Annotated in this window: 23 protein-coding genes; 9 read left to right on the plus strand and 14 right to left on the minus strand. The window is 70.1% G+C overall.

All coding sequences use genetic code 11. The annotated features are described in order from the left end of the window. Window positions 1–54: 54 nt before the first annotated feature. Entirely contained in the window at window positions 55–1023 is a 969-nt protein-coding gene (locus tag AB0L53_RS58310) for a hypothetical protein (protein ID WP_364015430.1), read from the minus strand. 374 nt (window positions 1024–1397) lie between these two features. After that, window positions 1398–2195, minus strand: a complete 798-nt coding sequence (locus tag AB0L53_RS58315) for an NAD(P)H-binding protein (RefSeq protein ID WP_364015433.1) — start codon at window positions 2193–2195, stop codon at window positions 1398–1400. Window positions 2196–2272: 77 nt separating this feature from the next. Here AB0L53_RS58315 and AB0L53_RS58320 point away from each other — a divergent pair, with 77 nt between their 5' ends. Next, complete coding sequence (locus tag AB0L53_RS58320; protein ID WP_364015436.1) at window positions 2273–2782, plus strand: helix-turn-helix domain-containing protein; 510 nt, start codon at window positions 2273–2275, stop codon at window positions 2780–2782. Between the two features lie 62 nt (window positions 2783–2844). Here the strand turns inward: AB0L53_RS58320 and AB0L53_RS58325 are convergent, their stop codons facing one another. The 12 genes from AB0L53_RS58325 to AB0L53_RS58380 form a co-directional block, all read right to left on the minus strand. Next, complete coding sequence (locus AB0L53_RS58325; RefSeq protein ID WP_364015439.1) at window positions 2845–5844, minus strand: GH92 family glycosyl hydrolase; 3000 nt, start codon at window positions 5842–5844, stop codon at window positions 2845–2847. A gap of 142 nt (window positions 5845–5986) precedes the next feature. Beyond that, entirely contained in the window at window positions 5987–6790 is an 804-nt protein-coding gene (locus AB0L53_RS58330) for an SAM-dependent methyltransferase (protein WP_364015442.1), read from the minus strand. A 211-nt stretch (window positions 6791–7001) separates the two neighbouring features. Next, window positions 7002–7667: a hypothetical protein gene (locus tag AB0L53_RS58335; protein ID WP_364015445.1), complete on the minus strand. Its 666-nt coding sequence runs from the start codon at window positions 7665–7667 to the stop codon at window positions 7002–7004. A gap of 81 nt (window positions 7668–7748) precedes the next feature. After that, on the minus strand, window positions 7749–8699 hold the full coding sequence (locus AB0L53_RS58340) for a superoxide dismutase (RefSeq protein ID WP_364015448.1): 951 nt from the start codon (window positions 8697–8699) through the stop codon (window positions 7749–7751). Between the two features lie 85 nt (window positions 8700–8784). Next, complete coding sequence (locus AB0L53_RS58345) at window positions 8785–10200, minus strand: L-fucose/L-arabinose isomerase family protein (RefSeq protein ID WP_225297993.1); 1416 nt, start codon at window positions 10198–10200, stop codon at window positions 8785–8787. A gap of 123 nt (window positions 10201–10323) precedes the next feature. Next, on the minus strand, window positions 10324–12366 hold the full coding sequence (locus tag AB0L53_RS58350) for a bifunctional aldolase/short-chain dehydrogenase (RefSeq protein WP_364015452.1): 2043 nt from the start codon (window positions 12364–12366) through the stop codon (window positions 10324–10326). Then, window positions 12366–13511: an L-rhamnose isomerase gene (rhaI, locus tag AB0L53_RS58355; RefSeq protein WP_364015455.1), complete on the minus strand. Its 1146-nt coding sequence runs from the start codon at window positions 13509–13511 to the stop codon at window positions 12366–12368. Before rhaI ends, AB0L53_RS58350 begins: the two co-directional genes overlap by 1 nt. A 28-nt stretch (window positions 13512–13539) precedes the next feature. After that, window positions 13540–13851: an L-rhamnose mutarotase gene (locus AB0L53_RS58360; RefSeq protein ID WP_225297987.1), complete on the minus strand. Its 312-nt coding sequence runs from the start codon at window positions 13849–13851 to the stop codon at window positions 13540–13542. Window positions 13852–13946: 95 nt separating this feature from the next. Next, entirely contained in the window at window positions 13947–15020 is a 1074-nt protein-coding gene (rhaS, locus tag AB0L53_RS58365; protein ID WP_358546190.1) for a rhamnose ABC transporter substrate-binding protein, read from the minus strand. Beyond that, window positions 15017–15973 carry an ABC transporter permease gene (locus AB0L53_RS58370; protein WP_364015460.1) on the minus strand — a complete coding sequence of 319 codons (957 nt, stop codon included), beginning with the start codon at window positions 15971–15973 and terminating at the stop codon, window positions 15017–15019. Before AB0L53_RS58370 ends, rhaS begins: the two co-directional genes overlap by 4 nt. Beyond that, window positions 15966–16997, minus strand: coding sequence for an ABC transporter permease (locus tag AB0L53_RS58375; protein ID WP_364015463.1), 1032 nt, complete (start codon window positions 16995–16997; stop codon window positions 15966–15968). The genes AB0L53_RS58370 and AB0L53_RS58375 overlap by 8 nt, the downstream gene beginning before the upstream one ends. Before the next feature lie 48 nt (window positions 16998–17045). Beyond that, window positions 17046–18542 carry a sugar ABC transporter ATP-binding protein gene (locus AB0L53_RS58380; protein ID WP_364015466.1) on the minus strand — a complete coding sequence of 499 codons (1497 nt, stop codon included), beginning with the start codon at window positions 18540–18542 and terminating at the stop codon, window positions 17046–17048. A 123-nt stretch (window positions 18543–18665) separates the two neighbouring features. On the opposite strand from AB0L53_RS58380, the gene AB0L53_RS58385 reads away from it, so the two are divergent. The 8 genes from AB0L53_RS58385 to AB0L53_RS58420 all read left to right on the plus strand — a co-directional run bounded on the left by AB0L53_RS58385 (window position 18666) and on the right by AB0L53_RS58420 (window position 24764). Then, a complete protein-coding gene (locus AB0L53_RS58385) occupies window positions 18666–20012 on the plus strand; it encodes a rhamnulokinase family protein (protein ID WP_364015469.1) in 1347 nt (448 codons plus the stop codon). Window positions 20013–20057: 45 nt separating this feature from the next. Then, entirely contained in the window at window positions 20058–21062 is a 1005-nt protein-coding gene (locus tag AB0L53_RS58390) for a LacI family DNA-binding transcriptional regulator (protein WP_358435245.1), read from the plus strand. A 33-nt stretch (window positions 21063–21095) separates the two neighbouring features. Then, a complete protein-coding gene (locus AB0L53_RS58395) occupies window positions 21096–21590 on the plus strand; it encodes a hypothetical protein (protein WP_364015472.1) in 495 nt (164 codons plus the stop codon). Window positions 21591–21624: 34 nt separating this feature from the next. Further along, entirely contained in the window at window positions 21625–22233 is a 609-nt protein-coding gene (locus AB0L53_RS58400; RefSeq protein ID WP_364015475.1) for a cyclodeaminase/cyclohydrolase family protein, read from the plus strand. A gap of 69 nt (window positions 22234–22302) precedes the next feature. After that, window positions 22303–23130, plus strand: coding sequence for a bifunctional 5,10-methylenetetrahydrofolate dehydrogenase/5,10-methenyltetrahydrofolate cyclohydrolase (locus tag AB0L53_RS58405; RefSeq protein WP_364015478.1), 828 nt, complete (start codon window positions 22303–22305; stop codon window positions 23128–23130). A 125-nt stretch (window positions 23131–23255) separates the two neighbouring features. Beyond that, window positions 23256–23933: a type 1 glutamine amidotransferase gene (locus AB0L53_RS58410; RefSeq protein ID WP_364015481.1), complete on the plus strand. Its 678-nt coding sequence runs from the start codon at window positions 23256–23258 to the stop codon at window positions 23931–23933. A gap of 14 nt (window positions 23934–23947) precedes the next feature. Then, complete coding sequence (locus AB0L53_RS58415) at window positions 23948–24478, plus strand: 2'-5' RNA ligase family protein (protein WP_364015483.1); 531 nt, start codon at window positions 23948–23950, stop codon at window positions 24476–24478. A gap of 130 nt (window positions 24479–24608) precedes the next feature. After that, window positions 24609–24764: a hypothetical protein gene (locus AB0L53_RS58420; protein ID WP_364015485.1), complete on the plus strand. Its 156-nt coding sequence runs from the start codon at window positions 24609–24611 to the stop codon at window positions 24762–24764. Window positions 24765–25422 lie beyond the last annotated feature (658 nt).

Below are 25422 nucleotides of genomic sequence, written 5' to 3' on the forward strand. Positions count from 1 at the left end.
TGGACATGATCGTGTTTTCCCCCGAGATGGTGAATGATCTTTACAGACTTCCGTCTACGTTCGGTGATCATTTCCACACCTAGAGTGATACCCCCCCGAAAGGTTCGCGCAGTTGTAGACGGCGTTGACGTAGGTGGATCCGTGCAGCAGGGAGAAGTCTCCGTAGAGGTCCTGTGTGCCGTCCGCTATGGCGCCCGGCTCCCCGCCGACGGTCGTGGTCACCATGGCGCCGAAGTAGTAGCTGGTCGAGGGCGGGGTGGCCGTGGTGAAGGTGGCGGCCCAGGCACGGGGATAGCTGGTCCCGCCCGGCATGCAGTGCCCGGCCGTCAGCATGTAGCGGATGCCGTCCTTCACGACGGGGAACGACGTCGAGCAGCGGCGCGCCTCGCCAGTGTGCTGCGCGTTCCATCGGCGATACCCGGCTCCGGCGTAGTGCGGCGCCGAGTCCCGTGACCGGTCGCGCTCGGTGACCTTCATATGATCCGCCAGCCGGAACACCACCGAGTCCCCGAAGCGCTGCTTGAGGTCGATCCTGGCGGCGTCCGAATCGCTGGTGGTGTAAGCCACCGCGATCCCGCGCGCGGGGTCGATGCCCACGCCGATGGCCTTGTCCTTGTACGTGCCCGCTCTGATGAGCTCACCGATCTCGGCCTTGGTGCGCTGGGCGTCCGCCAGACTGCGGCCGCCTTCCTCGACCTTGATGGACACGGGCCGGGTTCCGGCGACCCGCTTCGGGGTGCCTTTCACGATAAGGGAACGCTGCTCGAAGTCGGGCCCTGAGGGGAGGACCACTGTCACCGCGTCGGGTCCGGTGACTCGAACGCCGGTGTACTTCTCGGGTGACGCCTCGGCCAGCGCGTTGATCTCGTTGGCCGCTTCCTCGGTCTCCGGCGAGACCTGGCCGGGCGCAGGCGGCACAGGCTCGAACGCGGGGGCGGGTTGGTCGGCTGACGCGGGGGCGATGGGCGTCAGGGCAAGGATGAGTGCAGATAAGGAGATGGTGACGCTTTTGACCAGTCGCATGTGACCTCCTTGGTGGGCTACGGCAACAACGAGGCATGCCGGAGCAACGCAGGCGGCATGTCTGAATAAAGGCTAGGACCGTAAAGTTCGTGGCCCCCGCGAGCCGAACGATGAAACCATCGAGTCTTTCACCACAGAAGAGGGTGCATCGTCCCGCGAATCGCCCGTTTACGCTCGCTAGTGTGATCTTTCGTGCAAGTTACGTCAAGTCTTTGGACGATCGACACCTTGGTCGGCGGCCCGCGGCTACGCTTGACCTACCCCGAAGATATGGTTACGGTCAGGTCCGAAAAGAATCACCCGGCCTGGCTAGCCCTTCCCAGGCTCACCTGAACCCGCCCGCCGCTCGCCCCCGAAGAGGCTGCTGCGCACCTCTACCCAAGGAACTCCCGCAGCGATCGCGGTTCGCGGCCCAGGATGTCGGCCACGGTCGTGGTCGTGCTCGCCCAGCGCCCGTCCCCGATCTGGGCCATGAGTTCGGCCAGGTCACGGGCCGCTTGGGCGGGCATGCCGCGCTTCTCCAGGTGAACGGCGGCGTCCTCGACCGACTGGTCCACGTAACGTACGGTCCGGCCGAGTGCTCGGGTGAGCTCGGCGGCGATCTCGTCGTGCGTAGGCGCCACCGGGCCGGTGAGCTCGTACGTGGCGTCGGCGCCGACGGGACGCGTGAGCAACGCGGCCGCCACCGCCGCGATGTCCCGCGCGTCGATGTAGCCGACCCTGCCCCCGCCGTACGAGCCGAAGATCCGCCCCTCCTCGTCGACGTCGCCCGCGAGATTCTGCATGAAGCCGACGGGCGCCAGGATCGACCACGGCACCCCCGACGCCTTCAGATGCTCGTCGACCTGCCCGTGCATGCCGAACCCGAGCAGGCTGCTCGACGTCACGCCGCGCACGGACACGGTCACCACCTGCGCCACGCCCGCGGCCGCCGCGTGATCGATGACCGCCTTGTGCGCTCCCACGAAACCGGGCCACAGCGCGCTGTTAAGAAGGAGCCTGTCACCCGGCTCGATCGGGATGCTCTCCGGCCGCTCCAGGTCGCCGACCACGTACTCGCATCCCAGTTCCTCGCCCTGTTCCGCGCGCCGTACCACGGCTCGCACCGCACCGCCGAGTTCCTCGACCAGCGCGCGCCCGATCGTGCCCGTCGCACCCGTCACCACGATCATCGCAACCTCCTAAGTGGAATGTCAGCTTCCGGTTGTATACTAAGCGGAAGCCTGTCGTCCACTTCAACGGGAGTTCAATGCGCGCCGATGCCCGCCGCAACCGGGACAGGATCCTGGAGGCGGCCCGCGACGCCGTGGCCGAGCGCGGCGCGGACGCGCCGATGGAGCTGATCGCCCGCCGGGCCGGGGTCGGCGTCGGTACGCTCTACCGCCGCTTCCCCGACCGCGGTGTGCTGCTCGCGGCCCTGGCGGAGCAGTATGTTCACGAGCTCGTGGACGCCCTCGACCGCGCCCTGGCGGCCGAGCCTGACGCGTGGTCGGCCATTCGCGCCTTCGTCGTCTACAGCGTGGAGAAGGGCCGCGGCGCCATCGCGGCCGCGCTGGCCGGGACCACCGCTCCGCAGGCGAGGCAGACGCTGGTGCGTCGGCTCGACGAGCTGGTACGGCTGGCGCAGGCGGACGGCGCGCTGCGGCCAAATGTCGGCACGGACGACCTCATGGAGTTGCTCAATGTGTTCGCCTGCCACCCGGAAGTCATCCCGAAGCGCTTCCTCCCCCTCATGCTCGACGGCCTCGACCGGCGTTAGCCCCGCCGCCGCAGCAGGTGATCAAACGAACCCGGCGCGGCAGGCGCCCCACGCCGGCCTGGTCACGCGCGGGTCGTGAGTGCGAAGATCTTGACGTTCGGCGCCGCGGGGCTGGTGAACGAGAGCGCCTCGCGGGTCGCGTCGGCGGCTACCGACACCCGCCAGATGGTCACCTTGCGGCCGTCGGCGGTGTTGTTGACGTTGTAGCGAGTGTCGGCCGTGAGTGCCGCCTCCTCGCCGAAATGGGGTGCGGCGCCGGCCCAGTCGGTCACCTTGAGCGGGGCCGTGGAGGTCGTGCCGTCCGCGTAGGTGATCGTGAGCTCGGTCTGCTGGTCGCCGTTCACGGCCGTGACCAGCAGGTCGAGGGCCTGGTAGCGGCCGGGCGTGAGGTAGGTGCGCTGGCCGCGCAGGCTGTGGAAGTTGCCTGCCGTGCCCTTGGTCTCCGGAATCAGGTAGGGGCCGCCCGACACCGTGCGCAGGCCCGGCTCGGGCAGTTGCTCGGCGGGGAAGCTCCAGCCCTTGCCGTCCAGGTTGCCCTGGGCCTTGGCGTCCGTGGTGGCCACGCCGTCCACGTCGTACTGGAGTTTCTGCGCGCAGGCGGAGCCGGACGGCTGGCACGCGGCGGGCAGGTTCGGGATGGGGGTGCCGGCGGTGGGGACGTGGTCGATGGGGAGGTCGCCGGATCCGGTCGCCCACGAGGTGTTGGGGGTGGCGCCGACGTTCACCACGATGTCGCCGCCCTTGTTCAGCAGGGACTCGGGGAGCCAGGAGCGGGTGTGGGTCTTGCCGTTGACCTTCATGTCCTGGACGTAGACGGCCTCGGGGGCGGCCTGCGGGGCGCTGACCGTGATCGTCGTGCCGTTGCCGCGCTTGATCCACATCTTGGGGAACATGGGGCTGGACAGCAGCATCTCGGCCCGGCTCGGCGTCTGGGGGTACATGCCGAGTGCGGCGAAGACGTACCAGGCGGACATGGTGCCGAGGTCGTCGTTACCGGGCAGGCCGCCGGGGCCGGTCTTGTACACGAGGGAGGCCATCGCGCGTACCGTCTGCTGAGTCTTCCACGGCTGGGCCAGCGCGTTGTAGAGCCAGGGTACGTGGATGCCGGGCTCGTTGGTCGGGTCGTAGCGGAAGCCGTCGCCGCCGGTGGCCCACGTGCCGTCGGCGCGGTGGAAGAAGGTGTCGAGCCGCTTGGCCGCCTGCTCCTTGCCGCCCATCGCGGCGGCCAGGCCGGCGATGTCGTGCTGGACCATCCAGGTGTAGGTGGCGCTGGTGCCTTGGGCGAATCCGGCGTCGGAGGTGGCCGAGAACGGCCACAGCCAGGTGCCGTCGGCCTTGCGTGCCTGCTGGTAGCCGCCCTCCTGGCCGGCCGACGGGTTGAACGTGTTGCGCCACCAGCCGGCCCGGGGCATCAGCAGGTCGCGTTCGCGGTCGCGGCCGAGCCGTCGCGCCCAGTCCGCGAGCGCGAAGTCGGCGGTCGCGTCCTCGAGTGTCTCCGCCGCGCCGCCCCAGCAGTGGCAGGTGTCCTGGGGGGCGTAGCCGAGCCGCAGGTATTCGGCGAGGTTGGGGCGCTGGCCCTCGCATTGTCCGGGACAGCCCTTGTCCGACAGGCCGGACGGATGCGGCACGGTGGCCTGCTGGAGCAGGGAGTCGAAGGCCGCGCGTGCGTTGAAGTTGCGTACGCCGAGCGCGTAGAAGCCGGCGAGCGCCGGGGCCGACGGGTCGCCGGTCATCACGTGGGTGGGGCCGTTGATGTGTACCCAGCGGTCCCAGACGCCGCCGTTCTGCTGCGCCAGGTTGTACAGGGATTGGGCGTAGTCGCCGGCGACCTGTGGTTCGAGCAGCGCCAGGAGTTGGGTGTGCGCGCGGTACTGGTCCCAGCCGGAGAAGTTGCCGTACTGGACGCGCTGTCCGCTGGCGAGTTCGTGGACCTTCTGGTCGCTGCCGAGGTAGGTGCCCGCGACGTCGCTGGTGACGTTGGGCTGCAGGTAGGAGTGGTACATCGCCGTGTAGAAGGTGGTCAGCAGATCCGCCGAGCCGCCGGACACCTCGATGGAGCGGAGCCGCTCGTTCCAGACGCGGGTGGCTCTGGCGGCCACGGACGTGACGTCGTCCCGTGCCGAGATCTCCTGGGCCAGGTTCCGCCTGGCCGCCGCGAGGCTGGTGTAGGAGATACCGACCTTCATGCGGACATCGGCGTCGCCGAAGGTGACGTACCCGCCGGAGCCGCGGCCGGCGCGGTCGGCGCCGGTGGCGTAGCCCTCTCCGCCGGCGGCCGTCGTGGTGCCGGGGCGCAGGTCGCCGTTCACCCAGGTGCCGGTGGCGGAGAAGGCGCGGTCGAAGGAGGCCGCGAAGTGCAGCCGGTAGTAGCTCTTGCGGTTGTTGACGCCGCCGTTGGCCCGGCGGCCGCAGAAGGCGCCGGTCAGCACCGAGCCCGTGACCGTACGAGTGGCGGGGTCGATCGTGATCTCGGCGTTCTCGCTGCCGTTGAGTGAGTTGGACACGCGGAACAGCAGGCTGGCGGGTGAGCCTTTGGGGAAGGTGAACTCGCCCATGCCCGCGCGGGTGGTGACCGCGAGGTCGGTCTTGACGCCGGAGTCCAGCGTGACCGTGTACCGGCCGGGCCGTGCGCTCTCGTTGTCGTGGCTGAAGGTGCTCGCGTAGATCGCGTTTGTCGTGTCCGCGGTCGGTGAGGACGTGATCGGGCCGGCGAACGGCATGATCGGGATGTCGCCCGCGGCCCCCGGATGGCACCCCGCGCCGTTGACGTGGGTGAGCGCGAAGCCTCTCACGCGGGGGGTGTTGTAGGAGTAGCCGTTGGCGCCTGCGGCGTTGGTCTGGTCGCCCGCCGTGTTGGTCGGGCTCCACGAGATCATCCCGAACGGCAGGACGGCGCCGGGGTAGGTGTTGCCGCCGTTGGCCGATCCGATCAGCGGATCGACATGGCGTACGGGATCGCTGACCTTGGCGGGAGAGTTGGTTGCGGCTGCCGGGACAGCGACGGCCGTGCTGAGCACGGCGCCGATGAGCGCGGCGGCGAGCCACGAACGGGGAGAGAACACCTCGTGATCACACCGGCTCACACTAACCGAGCCATGAACGCTCACGTAAGCCCAGAAGTCCGGACAGATAATCCCGGGCGGAAACACGGTGATGTGCTCGTCTGGCGGGGGATCCCTTATGCCGCTCCCCTGTGGGCGAGCGTTACGGCTTGCGGCCGACGCCCCCGTACAGCCATCGCGTGGCCTCGGGGGCCAGGTCGTCTGGGTCGGGGTGCCAGGTGTCGATGGTGACCAGGCCGGGAGGCACCAGCTCGAATCCCTCGAAGAAGCGTGCGACCTCCGCGTGCTCGCGGAAGTAGATCGGCGTCGGCGTGGCCGCGTAAACAGCCTCGATCGCGGCCACCGCATCCGCCAGGTGACCGTCGCGGGTGACGTGGGTCATCGTGAGGTAGCTGCCGGACGGCAGGGAGTCGCGCAGCTGGGTCATGACCGCCTCCCGCTCATCCATCGTCAGGAAGTGCACCATAGCGATCATCAGGACGCCTACCGGCTGGCTGAAGTCGAGGAGCTTGACGGTATGCGGGTGTTCGAGGACCTCGGCGGGGCGCCGCATGTCGGCGGCGGCCACGGTGGTGTTCTGGTCGGTCGCGAGCAGGGCACGGCCGTGTTGCAGCACGACGGGGTCGTTGTCGACGTAGACGACGCGGGCGTCGGGGATGATCTGCTGGGCGATCTCGTGCGTGTTGCCGACCGTGGGCAGGCCGGACCCGATGTCGATGAACTGCCGAATACCCTGCCTTGCCATGTGGCGTACCGCACGGCGCAGGAACGCCCGGTTCTCCAGGGCCAGCTGGCGGACCTCTGGCATAGCCTTCTCGACTCGGCGTACGGCTTCCCGGTCGATCTCGAAGTTGTCCTTGCCCCCCAAGTAGTAGTCGTACATCCGGGCGACGCTCGGCCTGGTGACGTCGATGCCGCTAGGTCCGTTTGCGCCGTGCTCCGTCATGAACGGCCTCCATCTCCTAGATCATTCCCCTGAAATTAGCGCAACCACGGACAGAGCGCGCTAAGCGCTGATCAACCGGCAAGTCCCGCCGAATCATATCGATCATCTCGACTAGGACGTAGGGGACATTGACCAATATCTTTACACGACACATGTGGATCGAGTCAGAAGCTTCAGCCGGCTCGCTGCCTGCGGCTTCGCCGTGATCGTGCTAGGAGAGGTCGGTCGCCACCATTTCAGCGGCGCGGCCCGGGTCTCCTCCGGCCTTTTCATACAGCGACTCGACCGGCCAGCAGAGGGTCTGGCCGCGCGCCACCAGGGTGAGACCCGGCTCGCAGATCTCGCCGTACACGCCGAAGTCGAGCTCGGGCAGGCGGACATGCAGGACCTCGGTCAGGTCGGAGGCGAAGGCGTCACGCGCGGCGCGCGCCTCGGGATCGCATTCGCGCAGCGCCTCCGCCAGCTCGCAGGGGTTGGGGGTGAAGGAGGCGCGCGTCTGCGAGTCGTGCTGGCGCATCGCCTCGACGAGTTCCTCGTCGCCGTCGTCGTCGGCGTAAAGCTCCACATACGGCAGCAGGTGCGGATGATCCCCCAGGCAGGCGATCGCCGCAAGCATCCGGCCGCTGACGGCTCCGTTCTCCAGGACTCGGATGACGTGCGGCGCGATGCGCCGGACCCGGCGGCGGGCCAGCCCGGCGATCGCCTCCTGTCGATGACGCTCGACGGGGTTCCGGTGACCACCACGCAGGAGATCAGGGTCGCGGGCGGCTGGAGCCTCATCGCCGGCTTCGACGGCTGGCCGCGCTGGGAGGGGACGACCACGTACACGAGCGGTGCCGACGACACCGGAGCGCTCGCGTCCTACCTGGTCGTCCACTCACCGGTGACGGCGCCGCCGGGCGACCGCGTCATCGTCCGCCAGGGGCCTGACCGTGCACCCGCAGCGCGCACGGCCAGGTCAGTGATTGCGTGGGGCCGTGATCGCGTTCACCGAGTACGTCGTGTCGGGGGCGGGAGTCGTGGTGAAGCGGGCGTTGGGCAGGTAGAGGCGGTTGCCGAACGACGCCACGGTGCTGGGGACGTCGAAGCGGGGGTCCGTCAGCCGGTTCACGACCTGGCCGGACGAGCCGTCGGCGGTCAGGCGGATGACGGTGACCGTGTTGAGCCGGTTCTGCACCACGTACAGTGTCCGGCCGTCCAGCAGCAGGCCGTCGCCGTTGACCAGGGACTCGCCGCCCAGGTTCACCTCCGTGGTGACGCCGGTGGCGGGGTCGGTCTTGAAGAGCTTGCCGACGTTGGACTGGACGATGAGCAGGCCCTTGCGGTCGGGGGTCGTGGCTATGCCGTTGGCGTTGTTGCCGGTCGTGTACTGGATGGCGCCCGTGAGCGGCACCGATACCGCCTGGTCGGGCAGTGCACCGTGCCGGCCGAGCGCCAGCTTGTACAGGACAGGGTTGGTGGAGTCGGTGAACCAGGCCGCGTCCCGCGTGAGCACGACGTCATTGACGAACGACGCCCCGGTGGCCAGCGAGTACGACTTGAGCACCGCTCCGGTGCGGACGTCGATCACCCGGGCGTTCCCGGCGGTGCCACCGGAGACGAACAGGCGGTTGCGCGAGTCGAGCTTGAGCCCGACCGAAGGGGTGCCGGGGCCCTTGCTGACGACGGCGCCCTGGCCGGTGCGCAGGTCGGCGCGGTAGATGTCGCCGTTCGCCAGGGAGCCGAGGTAGGCCACGGGCCGGCTGCCGATCGCTATCCCCTCCGGCCGGAAGCCGTTGGGGAGCGCGATCGTGTCGGGCAGCCTGGCCGCCTGCGCGGGCGCGCTGGGCGGCGTGGCCGCCGACGCGGGCGCGCCGGGCAAGGTGACGAGCAGGGCGCAGAGCGCGGTCGTGAGGATCGCTGATCTCATGCGGCCCACGATGCCCCGGCCCCCCAGCCCGGCAAAGGCCCAAAGAGCCGGTTCACAGCTATTTCTGAGGAAATAATGCGAAATGTCAGACTTCGACTACTTCCACGCCCATGAGGTCGGCCAAGGCGCGCAGTTCGGCGGCGCGGTGGCCGGTGCCGAGGGACCAGTGGTGGGAGATGCCGGTGGCGCTCCAGTCGTCCGTCCACTCCCCCGGATCGCGGCCGAAATCGACGCGCGACGTGGTGTTGCCGATCTTGAGGTGCGGCCCGTCCACGGTCTCGCCCTCCGACACGGCGAAGCCGAACCGCCCGTCACGCCGCTGGAGCAGCCCGAACGCCGTCACCGGCCCGTGCGCGACGTCGAACTCGACCGACACGCCCCACCCGCGCTTGCCGTGGAAGACGCCCAGGCCGCGCAGCAGCGGCTTACGCGAGCTGATCGCCAGGTGGGCCGGCCCGTCGTGGCCCATCTCGACATGACCGCGCAGGAAGTCGAGCGCCTGCAGCTCGGTGAACGAGCCGCCGCCGCCCAGCCGATCCATGATCAGCATGGCCAGCGAGGTCCGCAGCTCGTACTCCCCCGCCGCCGGGACGCCCCGCGCGGTGAGCAGGGACGAGCCGAGGATCATGCCCGCGCCGAGCCGTTCGTGGATCTCGCCGTCGAGCCCGCGGTGGTAATAGGCGAGGCTGTCCAGCTCGAAGTCGGCCACCAGCTGGTCCAGCCCGGCCGAGACGCGGGCCGCCCACTCGAAGTCCTCGGGCACGACCGTGTCGGCCAGCTCGAACACCTCCCGCGCGAGTTCCATCCGCTCCTTGACCTGGGTGTCGGTGACCTTCTCGACGCGTACCCGCAGGTCGTCGAACTCCAGCACCTCCACGTGCCCGCCCAGATTGACCGGCACCAGCGTCAGGTCGGTGGCGACGTCGAGCATGCCCGGGTAGAGGTGGCCCATCAGCCCGTGCCGCCCGTCGCGCAGCGTGGCCCGTACACCCGCCGCCTTCACCCACCGCTCGATCCGCGCCCAGGCCCGCTCGTCCTCCAGATAGCCGGACACCGAACGGAACGGGATCCCGGCCCTGGTGAACGTGTTGGCCATCTCCGGCAGCGGGCACGCGCCGCAGTAGGCCAGCCACTGCCCGGTGTCGAACGTCTCGTGGTCCATCGACTCCGACGGCTGCAGGTTGATCAGCAGCACCGGCGCACCGCTGCGCTGGGCGATCGGCAGCAGCATGGTGGCGGTCATGTAGGTGGTGAGGAAGCCGACGATCAGGTCGCAGCCCGCCTCCCGCAGCCGTTCGGCCGCGGCCGCGCCCTGCTGGGCGTCGGAGATGAAGCCGACGTCGACCACTTCGCAGCCGAGCGTGCCCATGCGCTCGGAGACTCGCGCGGACGAGCGCTCCAGTTGGGGCAGCAGGTCGGGGAACTGCGGCCAGTACGCGCCGAGCCCGCCCGCCACGAGCCCGACCTTGGTGGGCCGCGCGGGGATCCGTTCGAGCGTCATGTCTTCTTGGTCTCCTCTTCCGGTCTTTCGGTCGTGGGCGGGGTATGCCGCCGTGACAGGTCGGGGCTTCGGCGGGAAACGCGCCCCCAGTGCAGAGGGGGCGCATTTCCCGGCGTACGAGCGTCAGCGCAAGAAGGCGGCGGCCACTCCCGCGTCGACCGGGATGTGCAGCCCGGTCGTCAGCGACAGTTCCCCGCCCGTGAGCGCGAACACCGCCGCGGCCACGTGCTCCGGCAGTACCTCCTGCTTGAGCAGCGTCCGCTGCGCGTAGAACTCGCCCAGGCGCTCCTCCTCCACCCCGTAGACGGCCGCCCGGTTGGCGCCCCAGCCGGAGGCGAAGATCCCCGAGCCGCGTACGACGCCGTCGGGGTTGACCCCGTTGACCCGGATACCGTGCGGGCCCAGCTCGGCCGCGAGCAGGCGTACCTGGTGGGCCTGGTCGGCCTTGGCCGCGCCGTAGGCGACGTTGTTCGGCCCGGCGAAGACGGCGTTCTTGGAGGAGATGTAGACGATGTCGCCGCCCATGGCCTGGCTCAGCAGGACCCGCGCGGCCTCCCTGGAGACCAGGAACGAGCCGCGGGCCATCACGTCGTGCTGCAGGTTCCAGTCGTCGAGCGTGGTCTCCAGCAGCGAGCGCGACAGGGACAGGCCCGCGTTGTTGACCACCAGGTCGACGCCGCCGAAGGCGAGGACCGCCTGGCGTACCGCCTCGGCGATCTGCTCCTCGGACGTCACGTCCACGCCCACGGCGATCGCGACGTCCTGCGGCCGGTAGGCGGCACCGCCGAGTTCGGCGGCCACCTTGTCCGCGGCGCCCAGGTCGCGGTCGGCGACCACCACGCACGCGCCCTCGGCCGCCAGCCGCCTGGCGGTGGCGGCGCCGATGCCGGAGCCGCCGCCGGTCACGAACGCGACGCGCCCGGCCAGCCGCTTGGGCGCGGGCAGGCGGCGCAGCTTGGCCTCCTCCAGCTCCCAGTACTCGATGCGGAACTTCTCCGACTCCTCGATCGGCTGGTAGCTGGACAGCGCCTCGGCGCCGCGCATCACGTTGATCGCGTTGACGTAGAACTCACCGGCGACCCGGGCGGTCTGCTTGTCCTTGCCGAAGCTGAACATGCCGACCCCGGGTACCAGCACGATCGCCGGGTCGGCGCCGCGCATCGGGGGCGAGTCGGGGGCCGCGTGGCGCCGGTAGTAGGCGGCGTACTCCGCGCGGTACTGGGTGTGCAGCTCGCCCAGCCGGGTCAGGACGTCCGCGAGCGGCGCGTCCGGCGGCAGGTCCACGACGAGGGGGGCGACCTTGGTGCGCAGGAAGTGGTCGGGGCAGGAGGTGCCGAGCGCGGCGAGCCTGGGGTGCTCGGCGCGGGCCAGGAAGTCGAGCACCTCGGGCGAGTCGGTGTAGTGACCGACCTGGCGGGCGTCGGTGCTGGCCAGGCCGCGGATCGCGGGGAAGAGCTCGGCCGCGCGCCGGTGCCTGGCCTCCTCCGGCAGGGGTTCGTGGACGACGGGGCCGAACGGGTCCGGGCGGCCGTGGTCGGCGATGTACTGCTCGGCGGTACGGATGATCTCCAGGGAGTTCGCCTGGCACTCGGCGCTCGTCTCGCCCCAGGCGGTGATGCCGTGGCCGCCCAGGATGCAGCCGATGGCCTGCGGGTTGGCGGCCTTGATCGCGGAGATGTCGAGGCCGAGCTGGAAGCCGGGCCGCCGCCACGGCACCCAGACGACCCGGTCGCCGAAGATGCGCGCGGTCAGCTCGGGGCCGTCGGCGGCGGTGGCGATCGCGATGCCGGAGTCGGGGTGCAGGTGGTCGACGTGGGCGGAGTCGACCAGGGCGTGCATGGCGGTGTCGATCGACGGTGCGGCGCCGCCCTTGCCGTGCAGGCAGAAGTCGAAGGCCGCCACCATCTCGTCCTCGCGCTCCTCGCCCGGGTAGACGCCGGTCAGCGCCCTGAACCGGTCCAGGCGCAGGACGGCCAGGCCGCCGGCGGTGAGCGTGCCCAGGTCGCCGCCGGAGCCCTTCACCCAGAGCAGTTCCACGTCCTGACCCGTGACCGGGTCGTTCTCGGTGCCCTTGGCGGAGGCGTTGCCGCCGGCGAAGTTGGTGTTGCGCGGATCGGAGCCGAGCGTGTGCGATCTTTCGAGCAGTTCGTTCTTGGCGTTCGACATCAGGCCCCCCAGCCTGCCTGGTTACCGCCGACACGGTCGGCGGCGATCTTCTCGAAGTATCCGGACTTGGCGTAGGCGGCCATCGGGTCGGGCGCGAGCCCCATCTCCTCCCGCAGCTCACCGAGCAGCGGGCGGACATCGGTGTTGTAGGCGTCCATGAGCACGGCGTTGGCGCCCAGCACGTCGCCTTCCCGCTGAGCGGCGGCCAGCGCGTCGCGGTCGACGAGCAGCGCCTTGGCGGTGGCCTCCTGGACGTTCATCACCGAGCGGATCTGGCCGGGAATCTTGGGCTCGATGTTGTGGCACTGGTCGAGCATGAAGGCGGTCTCGGAGGTGTAGCCACCGCCGCCGATGACCTCGAACATGATGCGGAACAGCTGGAACGGGTCGGCCGCGCCCACCATCAGGTCGTCGTCGGCGTAGAAGCGCGAGTTGAAGTCGAAGCCGCCGAGCTTGCCCTCACGCAGCAGGAACGCCACGATGAACTCGATGTTGGTGCCGGGCGCGTGGTGCCCGGTGTCGACCACGACCTGCGCCTTGTCGCCGAGCTTGAGGCAGTGCGCGTAGGCGGTGCCCCAGTCGGGCAGGTCGGTCATGTAGAAGGCGGGCTCGAACAGCTTGTACTCCAGCAGGAAGCGCTGCTCCTCGCCGAGCCGCTCGTAGACCGCGGCGAGCGCTTCGGCCAGCCGGTCCTGGCGAGCCCTGATGTCGTCCTGACCCGGGTAGTTGGTGCCGTCGGAGAACCACAGCTTGAGCGTGTCGGACCCGGTGGCGTCCATGATGTCGACGCAGTCGAGCAGGTGCCGCAGCGCCTTGCGCCGCACCTCGGGATCGGGGTGGGTGACACTGCCGAGCTTGTAGTCGTCGTCCTGGAAGACGTTGGAGTTGATGGCCCCGATGGTCACCCCCTGCTCGGTCGCGTGCCGCGCCAGGTCGGCGTAGTCGTCGACCTTGTCCCACGGGATGTGCAGCGCCACGGTCGGCGCGATGCCGGTGTAGCGGTGCACCTGGGCCGCGTCGGCCAGCTTCTCGTACGGGTCGCGCGGCACGCCCTGCTGGGCGAACACCTTGAACCTCGTGCCGGAGTTGCCGTACGCCCAGGACGGCGTCTCGATGCGCTGCTGCCGCAGCTGATCCTTGATCATCTTTTTTCCCCAGATTTCGAGCAAGATTTCAAGCCAGGTGGAAAACTTCGGCCAGCGTGAGCAGACCCTCGTCGGGCCGTCCGGCCTCGAAGAAGGGAGCCATCTCCGCCTGCCAGCGCGCGTTGACACCGGTCTCGGCCATCGCCTGCTGAGCCGCCTTGAAGTCGTCGGTCTCCAGGTAGCCCACCAGCAGTCCGTCGTCGCTCAGGAACAACGAGTAGTTGCGCCACCCGGCCTTCGTCAGCGCTTCGAGCATCTCCGGCCAGACGGCCTGGTGCCGCTCGGCGTATTCGTCGAGCCGCTCAGGCCGGACCTTCAACACAAAACACACCCGCTCCACAACCAACCTCCTCTCATATCCACCCCGCACGGACCCTCGCGGCGCCGGGGGGCCCGGCGCCCACAACGGCGCCGGGCCGGCTAGGAATCAAACCGTCAGTAGTCGAACTGGTCGATGTTCGCCGCCTCGAACGTGAACGGCGGGCCCAGAATGACCTCGCCCTGCTTGCCGATCGTCCGCTCGCCCAGCTTGCCCGCCTTGAACGTCTCCCCCTCGGCCCCGGTGATCTGCCCCGACACCAGCGCGGCGGCGGCGTAGGAGGCCAGGTAGCCGAGGTCCTTCGGGTTCCACAGCGCGAACTTCGCCACGGTCTTGTCCTTGACGAACTGCCGCATCTGGTTCGGCGTCCCGAGCCCCGTGAGCACGACCTTGCCCTTGTACTTGGAGCCGGAGATGTACCGGGCCGCGGCCGAGATGCCGACCGTGGTCGGGGAGATGATCCCCTTCAGGTTCGGGTACGCCTGCAACAGGCCCTGCGTCTGGGTGAACGACTTCTGGTCGTCGTCGTCGCCGTAGGCCACCTTGACCAGCTTCATGTCCTTGTACTCGGGCTTTCCGAGCTCGTCCTTCATGAACTTGATCCAGGTGTTCTGGTTCGTGGCGTTCGCGGTGGCCGACAGGATGGCGATGTCGCCCTTGTTGCCGATCATCCCGGCGAGCAGCTTGACCTGGCTGCGGCCGACCTCCTCCGAGCTGGCCTGGTTGATGAACAGGTCACGGCACTCCGGGGCGGCGTCCGAGTCGTACGCGACGATCTTGATGCCCTTGGCGCGGGCCTGCTGGAGCGGCCCGCAGACGGCGTTGGCGTCGTTGGCGGCGATGAGGATCGCGTCATGGCCCTGCTGGGTGAGCGTGTTGATGTAGGAGATCTGCGACGAGGCGGAGGCGTCGGACGGGCCGACCTCCTTGGCCTCGCCCTGATACTCCTTGGCCGCCTCGATGCCGGCGTTGTCGACGATCGTCTCGTAGGGGTTGTTGATCGCCTTGGGCAGGAAGGCGATCTTCAGTCCCTGCTTGATCGGGGCGTTCGGGTCGGCCTTGGCGGCGGCGGAAGAGGAGGCGGGCGCCGGCGCGGGCGCGGAGGTCACGTTCGACTTGGTCGTACCGCTGCAAGCCGCCACGCCAAGAGCAAGCAGCGCGGTCACAGCGGTCAGGCGCATCGGGGTCATGGGGATCCTTTCAGAGCTGGCCTGACGAGCGAGACGAGACGGGGGGTGAGCACCGAGACGATGAGGAGCAGTCCAGTGACGATCGACTGGATCTCGGTCGAGACGTCGCCGAGCATGAGCAGATTGCGCAGCAACCCGATGAGCAGCACACCGGCGATGACGCCGCCGAGCGTGCCCTTGCCGCCGTCGAAGTCGACGCCGCCCAGGAGGACGGCGGCGATGACGGCGAGTTCGATGCCCACGCCGTTGTCGGCGCGGGCGGAGCCGTACCTGAGCGTGAAGACGACGCCGGCGAAGGCGGCGACGGTGCCGGAGATCACGAACAGCAGCAGTTTGATGCGCTTGACGCGGATCCCGGCGAAGAACGCGGCCTGCTCCTGCGCGCCGATCGCGTACAGCGCCCGGCCGAAGCCGGTGGCGTGCAGGACCACGCCCACGACGGCGGCGAGCAGGACGAACACCGCTATCGGATACGGGATGGGCGTCCCGGGCACGTCGTTGACGGCGAGCGCGGTGTAGTCCGGCGGGAACTGGGCGACCGCCCGATCACCGAGCACGACGTAGGCGAGGCCGCGGTAGAGGGCGAGCGTGCCGATCGTGACGGCCAGCGAGGGCAGCCCGAGCCGGGTCACCAGCAGGCCGTTGACCAGCCCGCACACGGTCCCGGTCAGTACGGCGATCGGGATGATCACCTCGATGGCCATGCCGCCGTCCCAGAGCGAGCCGACCAGCGCGCTGGAGAGCCCGAGCACGGAGGCGACCGACAGGTCCACCTCGGCGGCCACCACCAGCATGGTCATGGCCAGCGCGATGAGCGCGATCTCGCCCAGGTCCCCGAGCGCGAACGACAGGTTGTCGACGGTCGCGAAGCCGGGCGAGGTGAGCGAGCCGGCCGCGAACACGGCGATCAGCAGGGCGCCGACCAGCACGTCCCAGCGCAAGACCTTAGCCATGACGGCTCCTGTTCCTGAGCAGGCGGGCCAGTCTGAGGGCGAGCACCCGGTCGACGCTGATCGCCAGCAGGAGCAGCGCGCCGGTGATGGCCTGCTGCCAGAACGGGTTGACCCGGAGCACGACCAGCGCGCTGCCGATCGTGGTGAGCAGGAGCGCGCCGAGCGCCGCGCCGTACACGCTGCCGACGCCGCCGGTGATCGCGACGCCGCCGACCACGACCGCACTGACCACGAGCAGTTCCCAGCCGTGCGCGGAGTCGGCGATGACCGTGCCGAACCTGGCCAGCCAGAGCACCCCCGCCAGTCCCGCGAGGCAGCCGCTGACCAGGTAGGCGAGCAGGATCCGCCGCCTGACGGGCACGCCGGCCAGCCGGGCGGCCTCGGGGCTGGAGCCGATCGCGTAGAACTCCCGGCCGCTCGGGTAGGACCGCAGGTAGTAGCCGATCACCACCATGATCACCAGCGTGATGAGCGGCAGGTACGGCACCCCGAGTACCGAGCCGTTGCCCAGCGACAGCAGCCCCGGCGGCAGGTTGACCGCGTTGATCTGCCGCCCGTGGGCGATGTAGTGGTCGATCCCCTGGATCACGTAGAGGGTGCCGAGCGTCACCACCAGGGCGGGGACCCGGCAGAAGCTGACCAGCAGGCCGTTGATCAGCCCGCAGGCCGCGCCGATCGCCACCCCGAGCAGGACGGCGGGCAGGATGCCCATGCCGCCGGCCAGCTGGTCGCCGGTCACGAAGGCGACCAGCCCCACCACCGAGCCGACGGACAGGTCGAGGTTGCGGGTGATCACCACCATGGACTGGCCGACGGCCAGCAGCGCGAGGGTGGCGGTGTTGAGCAGGATGTCCTCGACGCCCTGCCCGGACAGGAAGTTGCCGTTGACGCTGGCCGTGACGCCGACGAGCGCGGCCAGCGCGATGACCAGGCTCAGCTCGCGGGCGCGGAACACCAGGTCGACGAGGCCGCGGGCGCTGCGCGCGGGCGTCGTCTGCTCGGGTGGCGCGGTGGCGGTCGTCACGCGGCCCTCCCCATGTTGGCCGTCATGCGGCCCTCCCGGTTGCGGTCGTCATGCGGCCCTCCCGGTGGCGGCGTTCATCACGCTCTCCTCGGTCGCGTCGGCGCGCGAGAGTTCGGCGGTCAGCCGTCCTTCGTGCATGACCAGCACGCGGTCGGCCATGCCCAGCACCTCCGGCAGGTCGGAGGAGATCATGAGCACCGCGATGCCCTGCCCGGCCAGCTCCGACAGCAGCCGGTGCACCTCCGCCTTGGTGCCGACGTCGATGCCGCGGGTCGGCTCGTCCACGATCAGTACGGACGGCTTCGTGGCCAGCCACTTGGCCAGCACGACCTTCTGCTGGTTGCCGCCGGACAGCACGCCCACCCCGTCGCTCAGCCGGGCGAACTTCAGCCGCAGCCGCACCGCCCAGTCCTTGGCCCGGTCGCGCTCGGCCGTACGGGAGATCGTCACTCCCCTGCGCAGCGAGCCCAGCCCGGTCAGGCCGATGTTGCGCTCGATCGACAGCTCCATGACCAGCCCCTGCTGGCGGCGATCCTCCGGCACCAGGGCCAGGCCCGCGCCCATCGCCGCCGTGGGACTCCCGGCGGGCAGCGGCCGGCCGTCCACCGAGACCGAGCCCGCGTCCCAGCGGTCCACCCCGAACACCGCCCTGGCCACCTCGCTGCGCCCGGCGCCCACCAGCCCGGCCAGCGCGACGATCTCGCCCCGCCGTACCTCGAAGGAGACGTCGGTGAAGACGCCTTCGCGGGTCAGCCGGTCCACCTGGAGGGCGACCTCGCCGAGAGCGGCCGCCTCCTTGGGGTAGAGGGTGCCGAGTTCGCGGCCCACCATGCGCCGTACCAGATCGTCGTGGGTGAGCCCGGCGACCGGCTCGCTGGCGATCCACGCGCCGTCGCGCAGCGTCGTGACCCGCTGGCAGAGTGAGAAGATCTCGTCCAGCCGGTGCGAGATGAACAGGATCGCGCAGCCGTGCTCGCGCAGCGCCTCGACCACCGAGAACAGCCGCGCCACCTCGTTGCCGGACAGCGCGGCCGTCGGCTCGTCCATCACCAGGACGCGGGCCTCGCGGGACAGGGCCTTGGCGATCTCGACGAGCTGCTGGTCGGCGATGGACAGGCCGCGCGAGGGCTGCTCGGGATCGAGCGCGACGCCCAGCCGCTCGAACAGCCGCCGTGCCTGGCCGTGCATCTCCTTGCGGTCGATGCGGCCCAGGGTGCGGCGGGGCTGGCGGCCCATGAAGATGTTCTCGGCCACGGACAGGTCGGGGAAGAGCGTGGGCTCCTGGTAGATGACCGCCACGCCGGCCTGCTGGGCGTCGGCCGGTCCGGCGAAGACGACCGGCTCGCCGTTCAGCAGGACCTGGCCGGTGTCGGGCCGGTGGACGCCGGCGAGCGTCTTGACCAGGGTGGACTTGCCCGCGCCGTTCTCGCCCGCGAGCGCGTGCGCTTCGCCGGCGAACAGTTCGAGTGAGACGTCGCGCAGCGCTCTGACGGCTCCGAACGACTTGCTGACGTTCGCGAGCGCGAGGGTGGGGGCACCACTCATGCATCCTCCGGACAACAAACGTTTTAATCGCGACGAACCCGGAATCTAAGCGCTGGACCAGCAGGCGTCAATGCCTTCACGCGTCTTCTGGCGTCTTTGTGATTGTTACGTTTTAATCGGGGGGTGCGATTCACTGCAGTGGACCTTGGCGCCTCCAGCGGGCGGGTCATGAGTGCCGACGTCTCGGCCGACAGCGTGCGGCTCGTAGAGGAACACCGTTTCGTCAACCGGCCCGTACGCGTGGCCGGGACGCTGCACTGGGACATCCTCTCCCTCTACCAGGGGGTGCTCGACGGGCTGCGCAGGGCCGGGCCCGCCGAGTCGGTCGGCATCGACGCGTGGGCCATCGACTACGGCCTGCTCGACCGCGACGGAGCGCTTATGGGCAACCCGGTGCACTACCGCGACGGGCGCACCGAGAAGGTGACCGAGCGGGTCGACCCGTACGAGGTGACCGGGCTGCAGTTCCTCCGGTTCAACACGATCAATCAGCTGGCCTGCGACCGGCTGGACCGGGCCGAGACGATGCTGCTGATCCCCGACCTCCTGGGCTACTGGCTGACCGGCAAACGCGGCGCCGAGCGCACCAACGCCTCGACGACCGGCCTGTACGACGTCACCAAGCGGGACTGGGCCTGGGACCTGATCGACCGCCTCGGCCTCCCCAGCCGGATATTTCCCGAAATTTCGGATGGCGGCGTCGCGGAGCTGCGGCCCGACGTGGCCGCCGAGATCGGCTACACCACCTCCCTGGCCCGGGTCGGCTCGCACGACACCGCCTCGGCCGTGGTCGGCGTGCCCGCCACCGGCGACCGCTTCGCCTACATCTCCTGCGGCACCTGGTCCCTGGTCGGCGTGGAGCTGCCCGGCCCGGTGCTCACGGAGGAGAGCCGCCTGGCCAATTTCACCAACGAGGCCGGCATCGACGGCACCACCCGCTACCTGCGCAACGTCATGGGCCTGTGGATTTTGCAGGAGTGCCTGCGCGTGTGGGGCGACCCCGCGCTGGAGCCGCTGCTCGCCGCCGCCGCCGAGGCCAGGACCGAGGCGGTCATCGATCCGGACGATCCGTCGTTCCTGCCACCGGGCGACATGCCCGCCCGGATCGCGGACTACTGCGCGCGTACCGGGCAGGTGGCGCCGGAGGATCGGGCGCAGGCCGTACGATGCATCCTGCAGAGCCTCGCCCTCGCCTACCAGCGGGCCGTCGCCGACGCCGTCCGGTTGAGCGGGCGGCCGGTCGAGGTCGTCCACCTGGTGGGCGGCGGATCGCGCAACGCGTTGCTGTGCCAGCTCACCGCCGACGCCACCGGCCTGCCGGTCGTCGCGGGGCCCGTCGAGGCGGCCGCCCTGGGGAACGCGCTGGTCCAGGCGCGGGCGCGCGACCTGGTCGGCGACCTGGCCGACATGCGGGCTCTGGTACGACGAAGTGAGAGCCTGCGCACCTACGAGCCACGGGGGCACCCATGACCGAGCCTGCCGAGGTCATCTCATGAGACGGATCGAGGAGGGGTCGTGACCACGGTGAGCATCAAGGACGTCGCGGCCCGGGCGGGCGTGTCGCCCGGCACGGTGTCCAACGTGCTCAACCGTCCGGAGAAGGTGGCCGACTCCACCCGGATCCGGGTCGAGTCGACCATCAGGGAACTCGGCTTCGTCAGGCACGGCTCCGCCTCGACGCTGCGGGCCGGCCACAGTCGCACGGTCGGCCTGTCCGTGATCGACATCGGCAACCCGTTCTTCACCGACGTGGCCGCCGGGGTGGAGGACGTGGCGAGCGAGCGCGGCTACGCCGTCATCCTCGGCAACTCCTCGGGCAGCCGGATGAAGGAGGAGCGCAACCTGCTGGTGTTCGCCGAGCAGCGGGTGCGCGGGGTGCTCATCACGCCGTCGGACGAGGACCCCGGCCGGCTCGACCAGCTGCGGGGACGCGGCATCTGCGTGGTGCTCGTCGACCATCCGGCCGAGCGCTCCGACCAGTGCGCGGTCGCCGTGAACGACGTGACCGGCGGCTCGATGGCCGTCGCCCACCTGCTGGACGGCGGCGCCGGCAGCCTCGGCTACGTCACCGGGCCCCCCGTGATCCGGCAGTGCCAGGACCGCAAGCGCGGCGCCGAGCAGGCGATGGCCGCGGCCGGGCGCGACCCGCGCGAACTGCTCGAGGTCTCGATGCCCGCGATGACGGCGAAGGCGGGCCAGCAGGCGGCCGAGAACCTGCTCGCCGAGGGGACGCTTCCGGACGCGCTGTTCTGCGCCAACGACCTGCTCGCGCTCGGCATGCTGCGCGGCCTGCTCCAGGCGGGTGTACGGGTGCCTCAGGACGTGTCGCTGATCGGCTATGACGACATCGACTTCGCCTCGGCCTCCACGGTGTCGCTGACCTCGGTCCGGCAGCCCACGTACCAGCTCGGCCGGGTGGCCACCGAACTGCTGCTCGACGAGTGCGACAACCCGGGGACGCACGCGCACCAGCAGATCATGTTCCAACCGGATCTCGTCGTCAGGGAGTCCACGCGGTAGGTTGTCCCGCAAAACCGACAAACGGGGTTGATCATGCCAAATGGTGCCCGTCATGCGCTCGGGCTGGTCGCGGGGCTGCTCCTCCCTCCGCTGATCGCCGTCGGACTCTTCTACGGCGTCGGTGAGTTCAGCCTCAGCTACCAGCAGTTCGTCATCTCCTGGGCCGGGGTCGGCGCGATCGTCGTCTCGGGGATCCTGCTCGCGCCGCTGCTCGCCTCGCGGCTGTCGCCCGTCGCCTCGCTGGTGGGCGGGCTGGAGTTCACCGCGTTCGGACTCCTGCCGATTCTGGACACCGTCGGCCTCCACCTGATGCCTGAGCGGATTTTCTCCGCGGTCCTCTGGAACGGGTTCCTGACCCTGACCTACTCGGGGGTGCTGCTGATGATCGGCGTGCTGCTGCTGGTGGGTTCGGCCTTCCCTTCGCGCTGGCGGTCGACACCGCGCCCCCTTCCGGCCGGGCCCACGTACGGCGTGATCCCGCCGTACCGGGGACCGGAGGACGCGACGCGGCCGATCCACCGCGAGTGAGCGGTACGGGGTCGTGGCCTGGCAGAATGCCGCCATGCGCGACTCCAGGATCACCGACTTCCTCGCCCAGCTCGCCGCACACGTGCCCGCGCCGGGAGGGGGCGCCACGGCGGCCCTGCACGCGGCACAGGCCGCCGCGCTGCTCGGCATGGTCGCCCGCTACACCACCGGGGAGAAGTACACCGACCACGCCGAGACCATCGTCGCGCTGATCGCCGAGACCGACACGATGCGCGCGCGGGCGCTACGCCTGCTGGAGGAGGACGCGGCGGCCTTCACCGCCGTCACGGACGCCTACCGGCTGCCGAAGGGCCCCGAGCGCAGCGCGGCCATCGCCACGGCCCTCATCGGCGCGGCCGAGCCGCCCGCCAGGGTCGTCGAGACGGCCACGCGACTGGTCGACCTCTGCGAGCAACTCCTGCCGATCGGCAACCCCAATGTGGTCACGGACGTGGCGGCGGCGGCCGAGGCGGCGCGCGCCGCGCTGACGACCGCGCGGGTGAACGTCGAGGTCAATTTGGGCGGCATCAAGGACGAAAAGGCCCTCCATGGGCTCCGGGCCCGGCTGGCCGACGTGAACGCGACGGTGGCCAGAGCGGAGTGGGTGACGGCCAGGGTCCGCGAGCGCCTCACCGCCACGTGACGGGTCGGCGAGCCGTGCTGTGCCGGGGGATGGTCACGTGGTCGGTGAGTCGTACGAGAGGATCTATGGGTGAAGACGCTCACGGGTAAGGAACTGGCCGCCGCCATCAGAGCGGAGACGGCGGCGCGGGTGGCGGCCGGGCCGCAGCCGAAGCTGGCCGTCGTCGTCGCGACCGCCGACGAGGCGAGCCTGTGGTACGTACGCTCGATCGCCAAGGCCGCCGCAGGCGTGGGCATCGCCTTCGACCTCGCCGACCTCGGCCCCGAAGCCACGGCCACCGGCATCCGCGAGACGCTCGAACGGCTCAGCGCCGACCCCGATGTGCACGGCGTCATGCTGCAGACCCCACTCCCCCAGGGCGCGTCGGCGCAGGAACTGGCCGCCGCCATCGACCCGGCCAAGGACGTGGACGGCGCCAACCCGCTGTCCCTGGGCCGGCTGGCCGCCGGGCTGCCCGCGTTCGCCCCGGCCACCGCGGCCGCCGTGCTGGCCCTCCTCGACCACTACGGAGTAGAACTGGCGGGCCGCCGGGCCGTGGTCGTCGGCCGTTCGACCGTGGTCGGCAAGCCCCTGGCGCACCTGCTGCTCGACCGGAACGCGACGGTGACCGTCTGCCATTCGCGCACCCGCGACCTGCCGGCTGTCACGTCCACGGCCGAGGTGCTGGTCGCGGCCGTGGGCCGGGCCGGGCTGATCGGTGCGGAGCACGTGGCGCCCGGCGCGATCGTCATCGATGTGGGCACCAACCCGACCGAGGACGGCGGGCTGGCCGGCGACGTGGACTTCTCTGCGGTCGCGGACCGGGCCGGGGCGCTGACTCCGGTGCCGGGCGGCGTCGGCCCGGTGACGACCGCACTCCTGCTGCGGCACACCGCGCAGTCGGCGGGCCTGATGTGAGCACGTCGACGACCGGAATCGAGGATGCCGGGCGCATCGCGTGCTGAGTGACCGAGATGGCAATGCCGGTGGACGTCGACGCTTGACGTACCGGATGACCGAGATGGCGACGCTGGAGGGTGTCGATGCGTGACGTGCTGATCGTGCAGAACAGCAGGAGCGGCGGCCCCGGCCGCCTCGGCGGCTGGCTGGAGGAGGCCGGGCTGCGGCTGGACGTCGTACCCGCCTATGACGGCGCCCCACTCCCTGCCAGGCTGTCGCACGACGCCATGATCATGCTGGGCGGCGGCTTCCTGCCGAGCGACGACGACCGCGCGCCATGGCTGGCCACGGCCAGGAGCCTGTTCGCGCAGGCGCTGGACGAGGGCGTACCGCTGTTCGGCATCTGCCTGGGCGGTCAGATGCTGGCCGAGGTCGCGGGCGGCGAGGTGACCCCCGACGCGGGCGCTCCGGAGAACGGCAGCCTCCCCGTGACGCTGCGGCCCGAAGCCGCCGACGACACGCTCTTCCACAGCTTGCCCGAGGTGGTGCCCGCCATCGAGCACCACGTCGACGCGGTCACCGCCCTGCCGCCGGGGGCGGTCTGGCTGGCGCAGACCACCGCCTGCCCGTACCAGGCGTTCCGGGTCGGGGAGCAGGCGTGGGGGGTGCAGTTCCATCCCGAGGTGCTGCCGGCGCGCATCCGCGAGTGGCGGGTCGACGGCTTCGACCCGGACGAGGTCTACGCGCGGGCGGTGGCCGACGAGCCGGTGTCGACGCCGATCTGGCGCGAGGTGGCCACCCGCTTCGCCAAGCTCGTATGAGTCGCGCTCAGGGGATGGACCGTTATCCGGCCGGACTCACGGCGCTGGTGGTGCCGGTCCCGGAGACCGAGCCGGTCGTAGGCCGGTGGCGTGCCGCGCTCGACCCCTCCGCGGCATACGGGGTACCGGCGCATGTGACGGTGATGTACCCGTTCCTGCCGCTCGACACGGTCGATCGGGAGGCGCTGGCTGAGCTCTTCTCCGGGTATGCGGCCTTCGACGTGGTGTTCGCCAGGTGTGCGCGGTTGCCCGAGCTGCTGTATCTGGAGCCGGCGCCCGGCGAGCCGTTCGTCCGGCTCACACACGCGGTGACCGGGCGCTGGCCCGAGGCCCGGCCGTACGGAGGGAAGTACGGCGCGGTGCTGCCGCACCTCTCGGTCGGGTACGAGAGCGACGGCGCCGCCCTCGACGAGGCGGAGACGGCGATCGAGCGGGGGCTGCCGGTCAGGGCGCGGGTCGCGGCGGTCCAACTGGTGGCCTACGACGGCACGGTCTGGCAGGTGGTCGAAGACTTCCCATTGACGGCGGCGGGCTCGCCTCCCTAGGCACGCATCAGGGCGTCTTCGTCCACACCCCGGAACTGAGCACCCGTGCTGTTTGGCTGATCCGCCTAAGGGAGGCGGACGGGGAGGGCACGATGGTGTCTCACGCGCTGGTGGATTCGTGGAGGAGAAGATGCAGGACGCCTTGTTCGGCGGCCCAGCAGCTGAGCCGGAACCGATCGTGATGACCCTGTACGCCGAGTATTACGAACTGATGTGGCAGGGGCTCAAGACGCACGAATTCCGGCGCAGGTTCCTGCGTGACCAGCCGGCGAGGTGGTGGGTGTAACTGAACGCGCCCGTCTCCCGACTCATGGCGGTCATCGACCTAGGCCCGGCAACGGGGCCAGTGTCCTGGAGTACGTCCAGGACTTGGAGCAGGCGTACGCGATCCGATCCTGCGGGTACGCGAGTACGAGGGCCTGTCGGGGCAGGAACTGCGCGAGTACCTCGGCTCATGGCACCCGCCGCAGGGCTATCTGCGGCTGCGCAACCCGGGAAACCTGGACATGTTGCGCGCCTGCGAGAAGATCGCAGGTGGGAAGCCGATCCGGCAGATGACCGTGCACATCCGTAGCTGCCGCACTGCGCCGGGAGGTGAAGGGCCGATGGCCCGCCATATGGGAGCACAGGCAGAGCCATCGCCACTGCGCCGGGCGCGCCTGCTCCCCGATTCAACCCGGCCTACCGACAACAGGGCAGACCAGGGAGGATAGCTGCGACTCCATCACCCGCCCGTTTTGCCGCAGCGCATTATCGGCCGGTGCAAGGCGGATCGTCCAACCATGTACCGCTCGAATATCTCACCGGGCTGCACCTATGAGCAGCGCCCCCCAGACCCGCTCCGCCTCGGCCGCCGTCGTCCACGCCGTCTCGTGGATCACCCCATCGGTGGAACGCCGGACGAACGCCAGCCCGCCCGCGACGCAGAACTCGTAGCAGGGCAC

Source organism: Nonomuraea sp. NPDC052129, assembly GCF_040680095.1.
Classification (GTDB): domain Bacteria; phylum Actinomycetota; class Actinomycetes; order Streptosporangiales; family Streptosporangiaceae; genus Nonomuraea.

Excerpts from the sequence above, each read along its gene's own strand:
- rhaS (WP_358546190.1), bottom strand. The coding sequence starts at position 15,020 with ATGACCCCGATGCGCCTGACCGCTGTGACCGCGCTGCTTGCTCTTGGC.
- AB0L53_RS58400 (WP_364015475.1), top strand. The coding sequence starts at position 21,625 with ATGCGCGACTCCAGGATCACCGACTTCCTCGCCCAGCTCGCCGCACAC.
- AB0L53_RS58410 (WP_364015481.1), top strand. The coding sequence starts at position 23,256 with ATGCGTGACGTGCTGATCGTGCAGAACAGCAGGAGCGGCGGCCCCGGC.
- AB0L53_RS58330 (WP_364015442.1), bottom strand. The coding sequence starts at position 6,790 with ATGACGGAGCACGGCGCAAACGGACCTAGCGGCATCGACGTCACCAGG.
- AB0L53_RS58310 (WP_364015430.1), bottom strand. The coding sequence starts at position 1,023 with ATGCGACTGGTCAAAAGCGTCACCATCTCCTTATCTGCACTCATCCTT.
- AB0L53_RS58380 (WP_364015466.1), bottom strand. The coding sequence starts at position 18,542 with ATGAGTGGTGCCCCCACCCTCGCGCTCGCGAACGTCAGCAAGTCGTTC.
- AB0L53_RS58320 (WP_364015436.1), top strand. The coding sequence starts at position 2,273 with ATGCGCGCCGATGCCCGCCGCAACCGGGACAGGATCCTGGAGGCGGCC.
- AB0L53_RS58420 (WP_364015485.1), top strand. The coding sequence starts at position 24,609 with ATGCAGGACGCCTTGTTCGGCGGCCCAGCAGCTGAGCCGGAACCGATC.
- AB0L53_RS58345 (WP_225297993.1), bottom strand. The coding sequence starts at position 10,200 with ATGACGCTCGAACGGATCCCCGCGCGGCCCACCAAGGTCGGGCTCGTG.
- AB0L53_RS58350 (WP_364015452.1), bottom strand. The coding sequence starts at position 12,366 with ATGTCGAACGCCAAGAACGAACTGCTCGAAAGATCGCACACGCTCGGC.
- rhaI (WP_364015455.1), bottom strand. The coding sequence starts at position 13,511 with ATGATCAAGGATCAGCTGCGGCAGCAGCGCATCGAGACGCCGTCCTGG.
- AB0L53_RS58315 (WP_364015433.1), bottom strand. The coding sequence starts at position 2,195 with ATGATCGTGGTGACGGGTGCGACGGGCACGATCGGGCGCGCGCTGGTC.
- AB0L53_RS58395 (WP_364015472.1), top strand. The coding sequence starts at position 21,096 with ATGCCAAATGGTGCCCGTCATGCGCTCGGGCTGGTCGCGGGGCTGCTC.
- AB0L53_RS58370 (WP_364015460.1), bottom strand. The coding sequence starts at position 15,973 with ATGGCTAAGGTCTTGCGCTGGGACGTGCTGGTCGGCGCCCTGCTGATC.
- AB0L53_RS58415 (WP_364015483.1), top strand. The coding sequence starts at position 23,948 with ATGGACCGTTATCCGGCCGGACTCACGGCGCTGGTGGTGCCGGTCCCG.
- AB0L53_RS58340 (WP_364015448.1), bottom strand. The coding sequence starts at position 8,699 with ATGAGATCAGCGATCCTCACGACCGCGCTCTGCGCCCTGCTCGTCACC.